General features: G+C 57.1%; 18 protein-coding genes. 12 read left to right on the top strand and 6 right to left on the bottom strand.

What is annotated here, in order from left to right:
- The first annotated feature begins 40 nt into the window (after window positions 1–40).
- The 7 genes from SJQ66_RS03710 to SJQ66_RS03680 all read left to right on the top strand — a co-directional run bounded on the left by SJQ66_RS03710 (window position 41) and on the right by SJQ66_RS03680 (window position 4,694).
- The gene (locus SJQ66_RS03710) at window positions 41–556 is read left to right on the top strand and encodes a hypothetical protein (RefSeq protein ID WP_320533625.1); all 516 of its coding nucleotides are present in this window, start codon (window positions 41–43) and stop codon (window positions 554–556) included.
- Window positions 553–804, top strand: coding sequence for a hypothetical protein (locus tag SJQ66_RS03705; protein WP_320533624.1), 252 nt, complete (start codon window positions 553–555; stop codon window positions 802–804). The genes SJQ66_RS03710 and SJQ66_RS03705 overlap by 4 nt, the downstream gene beginning before the upstream one ends.
- 154 nt (window positions 805–958) lie before the next feature.
- Window positions 959–1,336, top strand: coding sequence for a hypothetical protein (locus tag SJQ66_RS03700; protein WP_320533623.1), 378 nt, complete (start codon window positions 959–961; stop codon window positions 1,334–1,336).
- Window positions 1,337–1,767: 431 nt separating this feature from the next.
- Window positions 1,768–1,995, top strand: a complete 228-nt coding sequence (locus tag SJQ66_RS03695; RefSeq protein WP_320533622.1) for an excisionase — start codon at window positions 1,768–1,770, stop codon at window positions 1,993–1,995.
- Entirely contained in the window at window positions 1,985–3,094 is a 1,110-nt protein-coding gene (locus tag SJQ66_RS03690; protein WP_320533621.1) for a tyrosine-type recombinase/integrase, read from the top strand. Before SJQ66_RS03695 ends, SJQ66_RS03690 begins: the two co-directional genes overlap by 11 nt.
- Window positions 3,095–3,135: 41 nt before the next feature.
- Window positions 3,136–3,771 (top strand): LuxR C-terminal-related transcriptional regulator, encoded by a 636-nt coding sequence (locus tag SJQ66_RS03685; protein ID WP_320533620.1) that lies wholly within the window; start codon window positions 3,136–3,138, stop codon window positions 3,769–3,771.
- A 356-nt stretch (window positions 3,772–4,127) separates the two neighbouring features.
- The gene (locus tag SJQ66_RS03680) at window positions 4,128–4,694 is read left to right on the top strand and encodes a hypothetical protein (RefSeq protein WP_320533619.1); all 567 of its coding nucleotides are present in this window, start codon (window positions 4,128–4,130) and stop codon (window positions 4,692–4,694) included.
- Between the two features lie 20 nt (window positions 4,695–4,714).
- On the opposite strand, the gene ugpQ is transcribed toward SJQ66_RS03680, so the two are convergent.
- The 5 genes from ugpQ to ugpB all read right to left on the bottom strand — a co-directional run bounded on the left by ugpQ (window position 4,715) and on the right by ugpB (window position 9,963).
- Window positions 4,715–5,515 carry a glycerophosphodiester phosphodiesterase gene (gene ugpQ / locus SJQ66_RS03675; protein WP_081764994.1) on the bottom strand — a complete coding sequence of 267 codons (801 nt, stop codon included), beginning with the start codon at window positions 5,513–5,515 and terminating at the stop codon, window positions 4,715–4,717.
- A gap of 65 nt (window positions 5,516–5,580) precedes the next feature.
- Window positions 5,581–6,756 carry a sn-glycerol-3-phosphate import ATP-binding protein UgpC gene (locus SJQ66_RS03670; RefSeq protein ID WP_024904160.1) on the bottom strand — a complete coding sequence of 392 codons (1,176 nt, stop codon included), beginning with the start codon at window positions 6,754–6,756 and terminating at the stop codon, window positions 5,581–5,583.
- A gap of 30 nt (window positions 6,757–6,786) precedes the next feature.
- The gene (gene ugpE / locus SJQ66_RS03665) at window positions 6,787–7,632 is read right to left on the bottom strand and encodes a sn-glycerol-3-phosphate ABC transporter permease UgpE (RefSeq protein ID WP_024904159.1); all 846 of its coding nucleotides are present in this window, start codon (window positions 7,630–7,632) and stop codon (window positions 6,787–6,789) included.
- Window positions 7,629–8,516, bottom strand: a complete 888-nt coding sequence (gene ugpA / locus SJQ66_RS03660; protein ID WP_036010844.1) for a sn-glycerol-3-phosphate ABC transporter permease UgpA — start codon at window positions 8,514–8,516, stop codon at window positions 7,629–7,631. Before ugpA ends, ugpE begins: the two co-directional genes overlap by 4 nt.
- Window positions 8,517–8,622: 106 nt before the next feature.
- The gene (ugpB, locus tag SJQ66_RS03655) at window positions 8,623–9,963 is read right to left on the bottom strand and encodes a sn-glycerol-3-phosphate ABC transporter substrate-binding protein UgpB (RefSeq protein ID WP_024904157.1); all 1,341 of its coding nucleotides are present in this window, start codon (window positions 9,961–9,963) and stop codon (window positions 8,623–8,625) included.
- A gap of 259 nt (window positions 9,964–10,222) precedes the next feature.
- Between ugpB and imuA the strand changes: the two genes are divergently transcribed.
- The 3 genes from imuA (at window position 10,223) to SJQ66_RS03640 (ending at window position 16,187) form a co-directional block, all read left to right on the top strand.
- A complete protein-coding gene (gene imuA, locus SJQ66_RS03650; RefSeq protein WP_024904156.1) occupies window positions 10,223–10,933 on the top strand; it encodes a translesion DNA synthesis-associated protein ImuA in 711 nt (236 codons plus the stop codon).
- On the top strand, window positions 10,863–12,866 hold the full coding sequence (locus tag SJQ66_RS03645) for a Y-family DNA polymerase (protein ID WP_320533618.1): 2,004 nt from the start codon (window positions 10,863–10,865) through the stop codon (window positions 12,864–12,866). Before imuA ends, SJQ66_RS03645 begins: the two co-directional genes overlap by 71 nt.
- A 69-nt stretch (window positions 12,867–12,935) precedes the next feature.
- Entirely contained in the window at window positions 12,936–16,187 is a 3,252-nt protein-coding gene (locus tag SJQ66_RS03640; protein WP_036010839.1) for an error-prone DNA polymerase, read from the top strand.
- An 80-nt stretch (window positions 16,188–16,267) separates the two neighbouring features.
- Here the strand turns inward: SJQ66_RS03640 and SJQ66_RS03635 are convergent, their stop codons facing one another.
- On the bottom strand, window positions 16,268–16,750 hold the full coding sequence (locus SJQ66_RS03635; RefSeq protein ID WP_024904153.1) for a contractile injection system spike tip protein: 483 nt from the start codon (window positions 16,748–16,750) through the stop codon (window positions 16,268–16,270).
- 423 nt (window positions 16,751–17,173) lie between these two features.
- Between SJQ66_RS03635 and SJQ66_RS03630 the strand changes: the two genes are divergently transcribed.
- Both SJQ66_RS03630 and SJQ66_RS03625 read left to right on the top strand, forming a co-directional pair.
- A complete protein-coding gene (locus SJQ66_RS03630) occupies window positions 17,174–17,746 on the top strand; it encodes a phosphatase PAP2 family protein (protein ID WP_157685744.1) in 573 nt (190 codons plus the stop codon).
- A gap of 539 nt (window positions 17,747–18,285) precedes the next feature.
- Window positions 18,286–19,386, top strand: coding sequence for a porin (locus SJQ66_RS03625; protein WP_024904151.1), 1,101 nt, complete (start codon window positions 18,286–18,288; stop codon window positions 19,384–19,386).
- Window positions 19,387–19,588 lie beyond the last annotated feature (202 nt).

Raw genomic sequence — 19,588 nt, 5'->3', positions numbered from 1 at the left:
CACACAAACGGAGTACTTGTCAGAAAAGATAGGAGGCGTGATGGCTGATCGATATGACGACGTTATAGCCCGGATTCACGGCCCGTCAGGCAAGTCTGTAAGTTATGACGACTACGCCGCTATGGAAGCCGAACGCGATGAACTCGCCAAGAATTACGACCTTGTAAAATCTGCGGGCCAAGAGTGGATCAAACGTTGTCAGGACATGCAGTCAGAACGCAATGCACTCGCCGCTCAGGTGGAGGCGTTGAAGTTTAAGGCTGAAAGATATGACTACCTGCGCAACGAGGCATGGGGTTGCGGCAAGAATGGGAGAAAAGACGTTCACGTTTGCCAGTTTGGGCCTGGTGTAATGCTCTCATCAGTAACAGAGCTTGCTGAGGAAGCGCTAGACGAAGCTATCGACACCGCACGCAAGGAGCAAAACCCGATCGGCAGCAATACAGGTCATGGTCACGTATGGAAAAGGCCAGATGGGTTAAAGGCAAAATGCGGAGGCCCGGGGATGTGTGCAAAATGTTCGCGAGACGCAGCACGCAAGGAGCAACAGCCATGACCGACAAGTACGAAGCGCTGCGTGAGGCGGCAGAAAAAGTGCCGCCAGGATATAACTATGTAATGGACAAGGAAGAAATCCTTGAACTGCTGGATGAATTGGCGGCGTTGAAGGTTGATGCGTATCGGTATCAATGGTTACGTAGGACTTTCATAGCTGACGATGAAAGTTGGCCTGATGACGTAGCAGAAGCCAAGACTGGCGAACAACTGGACGTAGCAATCGACGCCGCACGAGAGGGGAAATAATGGATTGGCGAACTGCTGCTATTACATCAATGGCGATAATTGCTTTCTTGTTCGGGTGGGCGTCCGGTGTGCAGTCTGATGCGCTCTCATGCCGACACATCGGGGGCTTCTACTACGGAGATGAAGTCTATACGTGCGCGCCAAAGGACCAAAAATGACTGACCGAGAAATGCTTGACGCTGAAGCAATGCCCGAGATTAGCAAACTAAAAACTATATGGATAGCATGGACAAATTCTGATCTAACGGAAGGGAGAGGACATCAATTGCCGCTCGCAATTTGTGAGAAAGAAGTGTCAGCACGGCGACTTGGGCGCAAAGGCAGTGTCATGGGAAGTGATTGCCATGTGACAAAAGACATCGCTTTAAACATTTCCGGTCAATGGTATGTCCCAGGAAAAATAATACCGCCTTCAAAAGACGATATTGCTGCTCAAGAAAGGATTGACAGAAGATATCTCGCGATTGAAAAAGCTCTGGCTGCCGGTCTTACGGAAGACGACATTGCTGAGATTGGGAGGGGGATGGGATGATCGAAACTCTAGAACAAGCTCTGGCACACGCCGACAAGTGCGTTCCATGCACAGACAGTCAGCGGGCGTTGAAATTGTTGGCGAACGAGGTGCGTCGCCTTTTATCTGTAGAGCCAACAAATGAATTTGCGCATGAGGCTATTCAGCCCACAGAGGCTGCATGAAGCAATAACCGCAGTGCTCGAATCAATTTTGAGAAAGACCCAGATTAATGCTCTGGTGGTCGCGAAAAGTATCGTGAATCGTTCAAGAGTTCTGCCGCCTGGCGCGGATCTGAGCCAGCAGCAACAGCGTGGACAAATGCGTCGGCCGCCAATTCATCAGGGAAATCATACCGGTTCCCATCGACCATCACTGACGTACCGCCGGGCAATACCGTTGTCTGTTTCATTTGTTATCTCTGTGACCGCCAAGGCGTGGCGGATTGGAGTATGAGTATGTCGAGAGCCAAATTGGTTCCAATCGGTGTTTGGGCCGCGAATACTATCGCAAACCACACCGGCAACGCCCCTCACCCGAATACCCTACGACGTTGGGCAAACGACGGAAAGATTAGCCCACCCGCGACGCGCGTGGGGAAGAATTTCTATGTGCGCGAGGATGCGCGTTATGTTGATGTTCAGGCCGAACGCCTGGAAAGGATGATCAGTGGCCGCTAGACGCCGAGAGGCGATTCGCCGTAATTGGCCGGCGAATCTTTACCAGAACACCAAGGGCTATTACTGGTTTCGCCATCCGGAGACCGGGAAGACTTACGGGCTAGGCACGGATTTCAAGGCCGCGTCCCTACAGGCCAAGGCCGTCAACGCCCAATTAGCCGTGCGCGCGGCAACGCCTGCACTCCTGGATCGGATCGATGGCGGTGGCAAGACGGTCTCGGACTGGATCGAGGAATACATGATTCCTATCCGAGAGAAACACGCTGGCAAGCGCACGCTCGTGAACATCGAATATGAAGTCGCCGCGATAGCTTCCGCAATCGGCGATATGCAGGTTTCCGCCGTAGAGCCACGCGACATTGTAGCGATGGTCAAAGAGACTGCTGGGCGCGGAAAATCGATCCCTCCGAAGGTACGTGCGCGGGCGCGGTCTTTATTCCGAGAGGCAATCAATCAGGGGCTGGTGAAGCCGGGGCAAAACCCAGTGGAATCCACCTTCCGGCCGGAATCCAAAGTCACGCGCGAACGGATGACGCTGGACCTTTTCCTGTCGGTGCGGGCCGAAGCAGAAAAAGACCCGGATCTTTGCTGGTTCGTTAACGGCATGAATATGGCGCTTATCACAGGGCAGCGCGTTGGAGACCTCAGTCGGTTGACCAAGACGGATGTGAAAGACGGCTATCTCTGGATAGAGCAGCAAAAGACAGGCATCAAGCTGAAGATCCCCCTCGACCTCCGGCTGCCGGCCATAGACATGTCCGTTGCAGACGTTCTGCGCAATGCCAATGACCGCGTCCTAAGCCGGAGCATCTTCCATTACGTGCGCTCGTATCCGCAAAAAAAGATTGGCGACCAGCCGGCCGTCAATGCCTACTCCCACGTCTTGCGCAAGATGCTCGCAGCGCTCAAGTACGCGCCGGGGACCGGGAAAACACCGACGGCATTTCACGAGATTCGCTCGCTCTCCACCCGCCTTTACGACGAGCTATACGGCAAGGACTTTGCCCAGGCATTGATGGGTCACAAGACCGCGACGATGACGGATCGATACCGCGATTCACGCGGCGCCGAATGGCAGGTTATCAAGGCAATCGCCTGAATAATTTTTGACGAATTTTGGATAAATTTTGGACGACCCCCGTGTTTAAAGGGTTCCAGGCCTATTCGTTCATCGTGCTGACGATGCACGACAATGCCGGCGTACTGGGATCGATCGCACGGATGGAGGTCTCCGGATTGGTCAGCAAAGCCGATGCCTCCGGAGAGCTGATCAACGCGATCCAGACCGTCATGGAAGGACGCTGCTATTTGTCGCGCACCATCCGCCAGACCATCGGCTGCGAGGCGATGTCCCGACTGCCCACGAAGACCCGGTTGTCGCCGCGCGAAGCGGAAGTGCTGCGGCTGTTCTCGTCGGGCCTGACTGGCAATGAAATCGCGGCGACACTTCATCGCAGCAAGAAAACCATCAGCCGTCAGAAAGTCAGTGCGTTTCACAAGCTCGGTGTATCGAGCAATGTCGAGTTCTTTGTCTATCTGCGAGAAATGCGTGGTCAGGCGGAATGGCTCTCCTCTCCAAATCGCGCGGGGACGGAAGGTGGTGTGGCGCCTTTGTCTTCGGACGCGCCGGATGCAAGTAGCACGGAAGAAGCAAGCGATGCATCAAGAGACCCTCATGGGGCAACGGAGAATGTCGCGACAAGCCCCGCGACAGCCTTGCGGGAAAGCAGCCCCAGCCTTCCGGTATGGGGCGCTCCCACCAGCGTATTGCGTTAAGGTGCGTTGCTGAACGCGGTCTTGTATTTCTCGATGGTGGTGCTGGCAATGCCGGCCCTATCTAGAGAAATGCGTGCGGGATGGCACGCATGCTTTTTTATTCACATCAAGAGCATTATTCGATGACTCGCTCATACTTCATGATGGCCACGCCGAAGCATGCACCCCGTAAAGCAATTCTATAGCACGCCAGTTCCTTCCAATTTCGAACGGCGTCGGTACGCATAGGCAAGTTCATCTGGGCACGGCGCCAACAATACACGCGCATCAGAATTACCAATCTTCATAATCGCAAAAGATCTTTATCTATATAAAATTATCAATATTTACCATGCCCATTTCAAGAATTATAAAAAATGCGGAAAGCAAAAAACTTTTTGATGGCAATGACGATTTATTTAAAAATGTTATTACATCCACAGAAAATTATACCGAATGTGGATGCGGCATCAGCACCATCTGGGTCGCAAAAAAATACCAAAGCAAGCATATTAAGCATCAACTCCAGCCAGGAGTGGATCGTTTCAACTAAAAAGAAACTTGGCGATAGATTAGTCAGTTTTCACTGGATCGATTGTGGAGCACTCGAAAGCTGGCGAACACCTCTGAATTTTCAGAATAGACATAATTTTAAAAACTATGCGCTGGCCGCTCGGTCCAGCGATATACATCCCGACAATTTTTTTATCGACGGAAGATTTCGGGTGTACTGTTTTCTAACTTCCTTGAAATACGCAAAAGAAGGTACCAGGATTATTTTTGATGATTATACAAATCGACCGCATTATCATATCGCGGAAGAATTTTTACCACGATCTGAGACGGGTGGCAGGCAATGTCTGTTTCTCGTTCCGCCGAAAGAAAAGATAGATTCCACGCATCTGGAGCAGATGCTCGAGAAGTTTGAGTATGTTATGGCGTAATCGCGCTGTACTGCCTGATCTCAAACCGTGCGAAAATGCGGCCCGATAAGGTCGATACGATCGGTACAAATCGTGTCAACACCCCACGCCAGCAGCTCTGCCGCACGTAATGGCTCGTTAACGGTGTACGCGAGTACGAACAAGCCCGCCTCCTTGATCTCGGCAATGCGCGCCTGTGTCAACTCGGTATGGTGAATATGCAACGAGACGCAAGACAGGGCCTGCGTCTGCTCGCGCCACGGATCAGACCAGTTCTCGCAAAGCATGCCACGGGGCAGTTGCGGTGCCACTTCGGCTGCCGCTGCAAGTGCCTCGTACGAAAAAGACGACAGTAACGGCGCGGCCGGACTTCCCTTCCAATGCCTTAACACCTCCCGCGCCACCGCCTGCCCGGTGTGCCGCTCCAGGCCCGGACCCGGCTTGATCTCGACGTTCGCATGCAAACCCAGCGCCAGACAGCGCTCGGCGACATCAGCCAACGTGGGAATGCGCGCGCCCGAGAAGCGGGTGTCGAACCAACTACCGGCGTCCAAGGCCTGCAAGCGATGCCACGGCATCGTGGATGCGTCGCCGGAGCCGTTCGTCGTGCGCTCGACATGATCGTCATGCAACAGGAATACGATATCGTCGGCACCGCACCGTGCGTCGAACTCGATCATCTGATGCCCGAGACGCGCACCGGTGTCGATGGCCTCCAGCGTATTCTCCGGCGCCAGCGTGCCGCCACCGCGATGCGCGGCAACAGTCGGGTAAGGCCAGCGATAACGCCCCACAGATGAGGAGGCAGACGAGTCAGGGTGGAAAACGGGTGACGAAGTCATGGCGATAAGATCGTACGACAGTGAATACGACTATGGGTTCCGTCAGCGAGGCACCGCCCCTAGCCTTACAGCCGACGCCGACTGTCGGGGTCGAAGAAATGCAATCGATGCACCGGCAGCATCACCGGCAGCAGTGCACCCGGTGCCGGCACGACGTCATGCGGTAAACGTACGGCGATATCATGACTGCCCCAACGGCCACGTGCCAAATTATCGGCCCCCGTACGTTCGCATACGTCCACGGGCAGTGTCGCACCTGCCTGCCCGACCGTCGTTGTTGCATCCCGTCCGCGGACAATACCATGATCACCATCGCTTTGCGCAAGCGCCATATGTTCCGGTCTGATACCTAAAATGCAATGACGCCCGGCCAAACGGTTCGGCAACAGCGGGACCGGACCTGTCGAGGACATCGATGCCCGGGATGGCATGCTGTCAAATGCGTCAAGGAACAGAACCGGGCCGCCATCCTGTACTTCAAAAGCGCGTCCGTCGTCGGTCACCCTTCCCTCTATCAGATTCATCGCCGGCGAGCCGATGAAACCCGCCACGAAAACACTGGCCGGCCGATCATACACGTCAGCGGGCGTGCCGATCTGCTCGGCACGCCCTTTGTACATCACAATCACACGCTGCGCCAACGTCATGGCCTCGATCTGGTCATGCGTGACATACACGCTGGTGGTTTTCAGCCGGGCGTGCAAGCGTTGCATCTCGAGGCGCATTTGCACACGAAGCCTTGCGTCCAGGTTCGACAACGGCTCGTCAAACAGAAATACCGATGGCTCACGCACGATCGCGCGCCCCATGGCTACCCGTTGCCGCTGGCCACCGGACAACTCCCTAGGCTTTCGCGCCAGTAGTGATTCCAGTTCGAGCGTGCGCGCCGCGGTTTGCACCCGCCGGTCGATGTCGCTACGGGATACGCCGCCAATCTTCAACGCATACCCCATATTCTGCGCCACGGTCATATGGGGATACAACGCGTAGTTCTGGAACACCATCGCGATACCGCGATCCTTCGGCTCATGTTGGTTGACGACCTTCCCCCCAATCATGATCTCGCCTTCAGAGACACTTTCAAGACCGGCGATCATCCGCAGCAATGTCGATTTTCCACAGCCAGACGGCCCGACGAGCACCACGAATTCGCCATCGGCGACCTCGACATCTATACCATGCAGCACATACTGCTGGCCGTCATAGGTCTTGCGTACGCCACTCAGTGTCAATGCGGCCATTTATCGTTCCTTGAATTGTCTGGTGTGCCGTTACTTCTCGGTGTCAACCAGGCCGCGTACAAACCACCGCTGCATCGTAATCACGACCAGCAAGGGCGGCAACATCGCCAACAGGGTTGCGGTCATCACGAGATGCCACTCGGTGGCCGTGTCGCCCGTGCCGATCATCTGCTTGATACCCACCACGGCCGTCTGCCATCCACTCTGGTTGATCACCAGGATCGGCCACAGATATTGGTTCCAACCATAAATAAACGTGATGACGAACAGCGCCGCAATCGTCGTCTTCGTCAGAGGCAAGACGATGTCGATAAAGCAACGCATCGGACCCGCGCCATCGATGCGGGCCGCTTCCAGCAGTTCCGCCGGCAGCGTCATGAAGAACTGCCGGAACAGGAAAGTCGCCGTGGCCGAGGCAATCAACGGCAACGTCAGGCCCGCATAACTGTTCGTCAAGTGCAGCGTGGAGACCACCTGCACCGTCGGGAAGATGCGTACCTCCACCGGCAACATCAACGTGATGAAGATCAGCCAGAATGCGGTATTCCGGAACGGAAAGCGGAAAAACACGATGGCATAGGCGGACAGGATCGATACGACGATCTTGCCGAAGGTGATGCCCAACGCCATTGCCAGGCTGTTCAGCAGCAACGTCCCGAACGGAGCCGCGGCGTTACCGGTGCCATGCGTCCAGACATGCGCGATGTTCTCGAAAAGATGTGTGCTGGGAATCAGCGACATCGGCACGGTGAACACCTCGCTTTCGCTCATCGTTGCCGCCGCGAAGGCGATATACAACGGAAAAGCAATCACCACGAGACCGGCTATCAGCACGGCATGACAGAAGCAATCAAATCCACGCCGATGCTCGATCATACGTATTGCACCTTGCGCTCGATGAAACGGAACTGGAAGACGGTAAGCGCGATGACGATGACCATCAAGACCACCGACTGCGCACCGGCGCTGCCGATATCCAGTCCCCGAAAACCATCGGCATAGATTTTATAAATCAAGGTACGGGTAGATTGCGCGGGCCCCCCTGCCGTCGTGGCATCGATGACCGGAAAGGTATCGAAGAACGCGTACACGACGTTCACGACAAGCAGGAAAAAGGTTGTTGGTGCGATCAGGGGGAAGGCAATGCCGAAGAATCGGCGCACGGGACCGGCGCCGTCAATGGCGGCCGCCTCGATCAACGAACGCGGGATCGCCTGCAATCCGGCGTAGAAAAACAGGAAGTTATAGCTGACCTGCTGCCAGACGGATGCCAATACCACCAGGAACATCGCTTGACCGCCATTCAGTGCATGGTTCCAGATGATGCCGTGCGTTTGCAGTGCATGGGCGATCACGCCAAGGCTGGGATTGAACAGGAACACCCACAAGATACCTGCCAGCGCCGGTGCGACCGCGTACGGCCAGATCAGCAATGCGCGATAGAAACGGCCACCGCGCACGACCCGGTCCGCACACACCGCCAGCAGCAAGCCGATGACGAGTCCCGCGACGGTGACCATCGCACAAAACCAAAGCGTTGTCTTGAAAGACGCCAGGTACAACGGGTCCGCGAACAGCTCGGTGAAATTCTGCAAGCCGACGAAATTGCTGGAAAGGCCAAATGCGTCCTGGGTCTGCGTGGATTGCCAGAGCGCCTCACCCGCCGGCCACAAAAAGAAGATGGCGGTGATCGCCAATTGCGGCAGAATCAGCAGGTACGGCAACCAGGAAGTGCCGAACGGCGCATGCCCGGCACCGATCCGGGCGCGTACGCTTGCAAGCGCCCTTTTACCTGGCGGGACCGGCGCCGCCTGTACCGATGGCGCATCGGCACCGCCCGTTGGGGGCACGTTCAACGGCGTCACGTCAGCTACCGGATTTCTGGAAGCGGCGCAGCAAGTCGTTGCCGCGCGCCACCGCCGAATCCAATGCACCTTGCGGCGTCTTCGTGCCGCCCCAGACTTGCTCCAGTTCCTCGTCGATCACTACGCGAATCTGCGGCATATTCCCCAGACGCAGGCCTTTCGTGAACGGCAACGGCGGCTTGTTCATCATCTGCTTGATCGCCGTTTCGCTGTCCGGGTGCGTCTTGTAGAAGCCTTGCGCCTTCGTCAGGTCATAGGCAGCCTTTGTCACCGGCAGGTATCCGGTGTCCTGGTGCCACTTGGCGGCAACCTCTGGTTTGGTCAGGTAAGCGAGGAACTCGGCAACGCCCTTGTAGGTTTGCTTGTCCTTGCCCCCCATCACCCACAGGCTCGCGCCGCCGATGATCGCATTCTGTGGTGCGCCTTTGACACTCGGATCGTACGGCAGACTACCGGAGCCGAAGTCGAACTTTGCATACTTCCTGATATTGGCCAACGCTGCCGACGAATTCGTCGTCATGCCGCAATCGCCACTATAGAACTTGGCGTTTGGCTCGTCCTGACGACCGACATAGCTGAAAGCGCCTTCATTCTGCATCTTTTTCAGGAAAGCGATATGCGCGACCTGCAGCGGTTTGTTGAATTCCAGCACCGCGTCATCGCCATCGAAACCATTATTGCGCGAAGCAAACGGCACGGCATGCCAGGCGCTGTAGTTTTCCAATTGGATCCAGCTTTGCCACCCGGACGCGTAACCGCAGGACAGACCGGCCTTGCGCAGTGCAAGTGCGTCCTGTTCCACTTCCGGCCAGGTGCGCGGCGGCTGATTCGGGTCCAGGCCGGCCTTGCGGAACGCATCCTTGTTATAAAACAGTACCGGTGTCGAACTGTTGAACGGCATGGACACCAGATGACCGGTCTTTGCATCGCTGTAATAACCGGAGATCGTGGGAATAAACGCACTTTCGTCCAACGGTACGCCGGCATTCTTGAAGACATCATAGACCGGCACGATCGCACTCTTCGCACGCATCATCGTGGCCGTTCCCACTTCGTAGACCTGCAGGATCGCCGGAGCGTTGCCGCTGCGGAACGCCGCGATACCGGCGGCCAGCGTCTGGTCATAGGTACCCTTGAATACCGGCGTGATGTGGTACTCGCTCTGGGACGCGTTGAAATCCTTGGCTATATCGTTGACGCGCTCGCCCAATGCGGCGTCCATCGCGTGCCAGAACGGGATGTCGGTCACCGCATAGGCGGAAGCGCTTGCCAGTGCCCCCCACGTCATTGCCGCTGCGGTGCATATCGTCTTAACCGCTCGGGCCAGAGGCACGTGTTGCATCGGGCGTTCTCCTGTCGTCTACATGAATGGAATCGCGATCGTATGACGCATTTGTTGCAACAACGTGACGTCATCGAAATGACATGATTGCTTGCTGCGACAATACCGTGCATTCGCCGTTACCGCGATAAGCGTTAGTCCGGGTAAGGAACGTAATCGGCGGATGGCTTGGCCGTCGTTGTCGCTCCTGCATCCCTTTCTGGCATTTTCTGGCGAGCACGCTATACTACTGTACATTCATACAGTTTTCAGGTGAGCCATGCAGCATGCCACGCTCCAGCATCCGGAAACCATTCACCCCTCTTTGTGGCGTGCCTCCCAGCTCGCTCAGGCAAAGCTATCCTGCATAGCGCCAGGGGATAGCCGTCTGGCGGTCGAATTACCAGGCGGCGGCTGGCCTGTGGGCAGCCTGACTGAATTGTTGTTACCGCAAGCCGGCATCGGGGAATTCCGGTTACTGCGGCCGGCGCTACAGAACGTGGCGGCACGGCCCTTGATGATGCTGTGCCCGCCGCACATTCCCAATCAGCAAGCCTTTCAGTACTGGGGGCTGCCAATTGCGCAGTGGCAGTGGGTGCGCGCGAATCGTACGGCGGACGCGTTGTGGGCAGCAGAGCAGATCCTCCGTACGGGGGGCTGTGGCGCCTTGCTTTTCTGGCAGGACCCGATTCGGCCAGAAGCCTTGCGTCGACTGCATCTGGCCGCTCAAGCCTCGTCTTCGCTGTTCTTCCTGTTTCGACCGTTGAACGCCGCCCACCGGACATCCCCGGCCCCGTTGCGGCTGGCGTTGCAACCGGCGCCGGACGGATTGTCGGTGACCTTTGTCAAGCGGCGCGGTCCGACCACAGAGCAGTCCCTCGTCTTGTCTTTATCGCCATCTCCTATTTTATTAAATCGCCATGCGTCTCTGGATCGGCGTCTTTCTGCCGCACCTGCCTCTAGAAGTATTTCGGCCGACTTGGTCCAGTGAGACGCGTGCATATTGCTCCCAACCCTTTGGTGCATCGAGCCTTGCATCGACCGTACTGGACGCGCCCAAGGCACCTGACTCACCGAACACGCGTGCCGCGCCAGGGACACCGATGCCATTGGTCGTTCTCGAACAAGGCCGAGTCGTGGCGATGAGCCGGGCCGCACGCGAGGCCGGTGTCCGTCTGGGAATGAAGCGCGGTGGGGTGTTGACCGTCGCGGAGCAGGCCGTGCTGCACGACCGGGACCTGTTGCGTGAAGCCGATGCATGGCAAGGCGTCGCCTTGGCCTTGATGCAATACACGCCACAGGTCGCGCTGCTGGACTGGGCACGCGCCTCACGGCAAACCATGACAGGTGATCCGCAGCGCCAGACGTCGACGCCGATGCAGGGCCAGACATGGGGGCAGGCTGGCACACGAATCGACGCACCGATCATCGTGGCCGATATCTCGGCCAGCTTGCGGCTGTTCGGCGGCATCCGTGCCTTGCGCAAACGCATTCGTGCGACGTTGGCCAGCAGCGGCCTGACGGCCCGGCTCAGTCTTGCACCCACTGGTACCGCCGCTGCCTTGCTGGCCCGTGCCGGAGGTGCCACGGTATTGCATCCGGCTGATCTGTCGGAAAAGACGCGTTTACCAGCTGGTAGCCACCGCCACCGTACACCGCGTACGTTGGATCGGATACTGGGCCCACTGCCGTTGCCCCTTTTGCCGGAAGCCCGGACATATGTGGAAAGCTTGAACAGCCTGGGGTGCCCGACATTGGACGATCTGCGCCGCCTCCCGCGCGCGGGCGTCAAACAACGTTGCGGCGAAGCTCTGGTCGATGCGCTGGATCGTGCGCTGGGTATGGCAGAGGAAGGGTTTGAATGGCTCACAACCCCGGAGCGGTTCGAGCAGCAGCAAGCCTTGCCCGATCGTGCCGACGATACCCCCCTGATTCTCGCGAGCGCAACCATGCTGATTAGTCGATTGACTGGATGGCTGGCCGCTCGCCAATGGGCGGTGACGCGTTTCACGCTGTTGCTCGAACACGAGCGAGGTCGAGAAGCACGGCCCCCCACACTGATCGATATCGCTTTAGCCGACCCTGCCTGGCATGACAGCCATCTACTACGTCTGGTCCGCGAACGACTGGTCAAGACCACACTGGATGCACACGTGATCGCGGTACGATTGCACGCCACCGCGGTCGAGCCGGCCACGCCACTGAGCACCAATCTGTTTCCGGAACCCGGCGGCAGTCCGGCCGATCACCGTCGACTGATCGAATTGCTACAGGCGCGGCTCGGCGTCGATAATGTCCTGCAATGCCTGATACGGGAAGATCATCGGCCGGAGCTGGCGAATCATTGGGGTCGAGACGAGACCCGTGGCGTGCCCAAACATCGCACCAAAGGCCGAGCCGACCATCCTGATTCACCCGACTCCCACGGCACGCGTAGCCTCAGTGAAGGCGCTCCATCCATCGTCAAGGCCGGCAGTCTCTCTCATGCCGCACGAGCACGCATTGCCCGACTCACGCCGCGTCCCGTGTGGTTGCTGGATGCGCCGCTGCCACTACAGACGCGTCAGCATCGGCCATTCTATCGCGGTTCATTACGACTAATGTCGCCGGGTGAGCGTATCGAATCAGGCTGGTGGGACGATGCTGTCGTGACACGCGACTACTTTGTCGCGCAAGCCGAGGACCACACCTGTTATTGGATCTTTCGAGAGCGCTTTGGGAAAAAAGCCGGGATGCTTGAAAATAAGCATACCGAAGCAAATATTGAGACATATGATGGTATAAAAACCGATCCACAAGCGGACGACCATATCAATGCCGCGTTGCAGAAGCCCCCTGCTCAACCGGGACAGAATGGCAGTGCGCCGAAAAAAAACCCACCAGAGGAAGACGCACATTGGTTTCTACATGGTTTTTTTGGGTGAATGCGTATGGTCGATCGCCTCGCACCGACGTCGCCCGATGCTTCCCTGCCCGTATCCGGCTTGACACCAATGCCCGCTTACGCGGAGTTGCAATGCTTCTCGAATTTTTCCTTTTTAAGGGGGGCTTCCCATGCCGAAGAATTAGCGCAACGCGCGGCGCAACTGGGCTACAGCGCGCTTGCGATCACCGATGAGTGTTCTTTGGCTGGCATCGTGCGCGCGCATGTGGAGGCAGAGAAAGCCGGGCTGCCGCTCATCATCGGCGCAACTTTCACCTTGGTCAGTAACGATGTCCAGAGCCCATCGCTCGAACTGGTGCTGCTTGCATGCAATATCGAAGGCTATGGCAACCTGTCCGAACTGATCACGCTAGCCCGCACCCGCACCGGCAAAGGCCATTACCGCCTGACCCTTGAGGATCTCGCGACACCGTCGCCCAAGCATGCCGCGCTGCGCGGCATGCCTGATTGTCTTGCCATTCTCGTGCCATCCTATCCGGCCTTACCTGCCGACGATGTGCTGCTGACGCAGGCCCACTGGGTTGCGCGCACCTTTCCCGGGCGTGCCTGGCTGGGCCTGACACTGCACGCGCGGGCGATGGACGATCTGCATCGCGGCACGGTGGAACGCGCCGCGGCGGCCGCAGCCATTCCGATGGTCGCCCTGGGCAGCGTGACGATGCATGTACGTTCGCGCAAGCCGCTGCACGATGTATTGAGCGCGATCCATGTCGGCCGGCCGTTATCCGAATGCGGCTATGCCTTGTCTTCGAATGCCGAATCGCACCTGCGCTCCCGGCTACGCCTGGCCAATCTCTACCCGGCGCGGGCACTGGCGGAAACCATACGCATTGCACAGGCTTGCACCTTTTGTCTGAAACAACTGAAATATGAATACCCGGACGAACTGGTGCCAGCCGGTGTCACGCCCACTGCCTATTTGCGACAGGAAACGTATGTTGGTGCGAAACGACGTTTTCCGCACGGTATTCCGCTAAAAATTCAGGAACAACTCGAACACGAGCTGGCCTTGATCGCGGATCTGAAATACGAAGCGTATTTCCTGACGGTCTACGATCTCGTGCGGTTCGCACGGAGTGAAAACATTCTGTGCCAAGGCCGTGGTTCCGCCGCGAACTCCGCGGTCTGCTACTGCCTGGGCATCACCGAAGTCGACCCCGAACGCAGCAGCATGTTGTTCGAGCGTTTTATCAGCAAGGAGCGTAACGAACCACCGGACATCGACGTCGACTTCGAACACCAGCGGCGCGAAGAGGTGATCCAATACGTCTATCGCAAATATGGCCGTGACCGTGCCGCGATTGCCGCCGCCATCTCGACCTATCGGCCGCGCGGCGCATTACGCGATGCCGGCAAGGCACTGGGTATCGATCCGGCGCTGGTCGATCGCGTGGCGAAAAACCACCAATGGTTCGATTCCAGCCGGGAATTGCTGGAACGCTTCAAGGATTCAGGGTTGGACCCGGAGGCCGCCATCATTCGGCAATGGGCACATTTCACCACCCTGTTGCTAGGGTTTCCAAGGCATTTGTCGCAGCACAGTGGTGGTTTCGTGATCAGCCGCGGCAAGCTGTCGCGACTTGTCCCGATCGAAAACGCGGCCATGCCGGATCGCAGTGTGATTCAGTGGGACAAGGACGATCTGGAGTCGCTGGGTCTGCTCAAGATCGACATCCTGGCGCTCGGCATGCTATCCGCGATACGACGTACGTTGGCACTGGTGTCCGACCGACGCGGTGAGCCTTTCACGCTGCAGGATATTCCCGACGGGGATGATGAAACATACGACATGATTTGCAAGGCGGATACGATCGGTGTCTTCCAGATCGAGTCACGGGCGCAGATGAGCATGTTACCCCGCCTTCAGCCGCGCGTGTTCTATGACCTTGTCATCGAGGTCGCCATCGTGCGTCCTGGCCCGGTACAAGGTGGGATGGTGCATCCCTACTTGCGTCGACGCCAGAAGCTGGAGCCGGTCACCTATCCCAGCACCGACATGGAAACGGCACTGTCGCGCACATTGGGTGTCCCCATTTTCCAAGAGCAGGTGATGCAAGTGGCCATGCTGGCGGCGGGCTTCAGCGCCGGTGAAGCGGACAGTCTGCGGCGGGCAATGGCGGCATGGAAACGTAAGGGCGGCCTTGAGCATTATTACGAACGCATTGTCAGCGGCATGCTCAAACGCAAATACGATCGCGCGTTTGCCGAAGCGCTGTTTGCACAGATCAAGGGATTTGGCGAATACGGCTTCCCGGAAAGCCATGCCGCCAGTTTCGCATTGCTGGTCTACGCCAGTTCCTGGCTCAAATGCCATGAGCCCGAGGCCTTTCTCTGCGCCATGCTGAACAGCCAACCGATGGGATTTTACTCGCCGTCGCAACTGGTCCAGGATGCGCATCGGCATGGCGTGGTAATCCGCGGCGCGGATGTGATGCTCAGCGACTGGGACAGTACATTGGAAGCCATCGATGCCCATACCGTCCCCCGCTCCAGGGCAGACGTTCATGGCCCTCGGCCCGCGGTGCGGCTCGGTTTGTCGCTGATTCGTGGCCTTGGACAAACCAGTGCGAGACGCATCAAGACGGCGCGTGCGATAAGGCCTTTCACCGATATCGCCGATCTGGCATATCGCGCGACGCTCGATCGGCGTGAACTGCACCTACTGGCCTCCGCTAACGCCTTGTTGCCGCTGGTAGGAAATCGACGGCAGGCGCTATGGCAAGCGATGGGGGCAGACAGCCAACCCGAGGCCGTTCGGGCATCAAGCATGCCAAACACCGATATAGCCTGCGCCGCCCACATGCCGCGCTCCAGCGGCCGGACAGGCGACCTGCTGCGTCAGGCACTTAGCGATGACGCCACTCCGGCATTTTCCCCACCCAGTGAAGGGGAGCATATCGTCGCGGATTACCGCGCGACAGGACTGACCCTGGGTCGCCATCCCCTTGCGCTGTTGCGACCGCAATTGCGCAAGCGCAAGCTGCTCGCCGCCAATGAATTGTTTCTGCTGAAAAACGGTCGTGCCGCGCGCGGTTGCGGCATTGTTACCGTCAGGCAGCGCCCTGGTACCGCCAAGGGCGTGATGTTCATGACGCTGGAGGACGAGACCGGATCGATCAATGTCATCGTATGGCCCGGTCTGCTTGAAAAACAGCGGCGCGAGGCGTTGCATGCCTCGCTGATCGCCGTCTACGGCACCTGGCAATGCGAAGGTGAAGTCCGGCATCTGGTAGCGCACCGGCTTGTCGACTTGTCCAATTTATTGGGAGGGCTGCCAACGGTAAGTCGGAATTTTTGTTGAGTGCAACGTGCGCGGCTACATAACACGTGGCGGCGCTTTCCTTTTTGGTACACGCAATCCATTTGAACACTGATCAAGCGTTAAAAGGTCACCGTGACAAACGCTTGTTGGCTCTGTTCGACATCGCCAGAGCCTTCATAATGCGACCTTTGATCCGGTTCCGGTATTGCCGCCGGGCTTTTAGGAGGTGCCGTTGCTTTTGCCGTTACCTTGCCGTCGACTCCCACCTCCTTCCCGCTACGCCATAAAACCGCCTTGCCATTGATCGTGAAAAAATCGCACCGTGAAATCTCACCTCGTTTTACATGCAAGACTAACTTCCCAGCAATACCAGGTGGAACGCCAAACTGCCCGCTTTGATAAACAGCCTCCGCGCTTGCCGATGTCTCCACACCATCCACGCAAATTAGCGCGCCGTCTATCTTGACAAACTCCTGGCCGCTGCCCGCTGTATGGGCAGTGAGCTTGCCCACTGGTCGGCTAGGTACAAGCGATACCGTGCGATCATTGATCGCCATCACTACGCGATCACCATTTACCAGCACTTCTCCAACGTCATTCATATTCTTCCCTATCAAAACCCTGACCACGCAATAGCGACAGCGTACCTTTTGATCGACCCGCAAAATAGTTGGCCAATCGATCTAATCTACCTTGCCCGAACAAACGTAACGGCCTCTCTGAGGAAGCCAGAATGCGTATCAGCATTTCTGAATGAGTTTTATAAAATGCCTGTTAGTTGCATTTATTGTTGCGTTAAAAATTGTTGTCAACAACCTCTCCACATTCTTAGCCCCCTCTCGGAACACCCATGAACACCGATATGACCACCTGCTGCTGGATCACGGAACAATGCTTTTCATTCAGCTATACTGCCAGCCATTTGCACGCATCAAGATAGACACGCCTCGACGACGCGCTCACGTTTTGGTCAATGTCACCCGTCAACTCATTTGCGCGATCCGCGCCGTTTGCATAAGGCTTCGATGAACAGCCTGCTGGATGTCACAAATCTCGGCGACACCGCCTTGCTATTGCCACTCGCACTGGTACTTGCCATCTGGATCAGCACCCGCTTTCCTGGACGCGCCTTGACTTGGTTCGGAACGATGCTCGCCGCCATGGCGCTCACCGCGCTCTCCAAGGTCTATTACGGCGTGACCAACATGCCGTTGGAACCCATTCATTTCCGGATGATCAGCGGGCATATGGTGTTTTCGTTCTCGGTATGGCCGATCCTCGCTTTTGTCGTCGGTAACACGATCAGCCAGCGCCTAGGCTATCTCCTCGCTGCGCTCGCCGCGATAGGATGTCTCTTCATCGGCTACTCCCGATTATTCGGTTACCACACGCTCTCGGAAGTGGTCGTCGGAACACTTCTCGGAGGCGCCGTCGCCTTCACAACGTTGCGACGCTGGCGTTCTCCACCAATCGCGTTGCCCCATGCCGCCGTCTTCCTCCCGCTGCTATGCGTAACCGGCTGGATCTGCTACGGCTATCAAGCACCGTCGAACGATATTATTGATACAGTTAGTCACTGGGTCCGCATGCACATCTGATCAACGTTCTCGTGGGCTGGCACAGGCGTATCGAGGTTGTGTCGATACGACCCTGGCACAGTCCAGCCAGACCTTCTCCGCTGCAGCAGACTACCCAATCTCCATCCTGTCACATAGCCGCCGGAAACAAGGCCGCGCGCCGATTAGCCCCGGGCATTTTGATTATCCCTGGGCGTGCGCATATTGCTCGCCTAACATATTAAAAACCTATTACGGGAATGCCTCGCTATGCATTCTCTCAAACCTCCCATCCCTCCTCTTCATCCGTTACTCGCGACCAGTCTTTCCAGGCACAATGCGGTCCCCTTAGTTGATTTGCATGCATTGTCAATAGAAAATCCAGGCCGCTTTATAGAGGAACCATACTATCCTTACGAATCATTAATTTATAGGTTTTTGTGTACGAAAAACATCACATTTTGGCTTCTCAATTATTATCCGGATTATTGAAACAATAAGATGCGTCCCGTTGGAGACATTTATGCAATCCGCGCAATGGCGTGACAAATGCTCCTCATAAAAATGATGAAAGGAAAATCGTGAATAAATCGATCCTGGCACGCGCACTCGGTGGTGCAATTCTGGCACTGGCCGCACAACATTCGTTCGCACAGTCATCGGTAACGCTGTATGGCATCGTGGATACCAGCATCCGTTATTTGACGAATGCCAATGCAGCCAACGATAGCCAAACATCGATGGGCGTCGGTCCGATCACCGGCAGCCGCTGGGGCTTGAAGGGCAGCGAGGATCTGGGTGGCGGCTTATCGGCGATCTTCCGTCTCGAAAACGGATTCAACCTGTGGAATGGCGCGTATGCCAGCTCCGGCACCGAATTCAATCGGATGTCCTACGTTGGTTTGGCAAGCAAGCAATACGGCACGTTGACCTTCGGTCGCCAGAACACCCCGCTGTTCGACCAATTGGGCGGTGCGTATGATCCGCTGACCGTGGGTAACTACGACCAGGACGGCTGGTTGCCAGGCGCATTGGGCTATGGACTGCGCGCGAACAATTCGGTCAAGTACAACGGCACATTCGGTGGCTTGAACCTGGACGGCATGTACGCCTTCGGCAACACAGCGGGCAGTACCGGCGCAAACAATATGTATGGCTTCACGGCCACCTACACGCTGGCCTCTCTCTCGATGCTCGCCGGCTACCAGCAAAACAGTGACGCGGCAAACCGCAAGTACCGCGTCGTCAACGTGGGTGCCACATACGCATTCACCACGGACGTGAAGGCATACGCCGGCTGGCTGCATTCGCAGGACAATACCGGCATGGTCGACATCTACATGGCGTCGTCCGGCTCGGCCGCAGCCTCGCTAGCGGTACGCCCGAACACCAACCGGATCGACGACGGCTTCTATGTCGGCGCGACGTACCAGGTGACCGCGCCGTTGATGCTGTCTCTGGCCGGCTACTATGATCACGCACGTAACGCGCAGTACGCCAATGCGACGCTGGGCCGCGCGGTGCGCTACTCGGCGGTGCTGTTGGCTGAATACTCGCTGTCCAAGCGCACCGAAGTGTACGCCACCGTTGACTTCCAACGCGGTACCGGTGCGGCAAAAACCGATTTCCCGGGTCGTAACAACCAGACCGGCGTTGCGATCGGCCTGCGTAACGTGTTCTAAAAAAATCTCAAAAAAGGTTTATCGGACGACATGCGCTACCCTCCCGGTAGCGCATGTCGTCCGCATCACGGCGTGGTCGCTCCTGGATCAAGCAATACCAGATCCGGAGTCGACCACGCCGTTTTTCTTTTGCGTGCCCGTTGACCACCTCCGCTCGACGCCGAGCGGCGTGACATATATCACCCCATGGCGTTCCGGAGTG

The sequence above is a fragment of the Robbsia andropogonis genome, from assembly GCF_034047095.1.
In the GTDB taxonomy this organism is placed as follows: domain Bacteria; phylum Pseudomonadota; class Gammaproteobacteria; order Burkholderiales; family Burkholderiaceae; genus Robbsia; species Robbsia andropogonis.
Note: the sequence above shows the minus strand (reverse complement) of the source record. Positions and strands in the feature narration are given on the sequence as shown.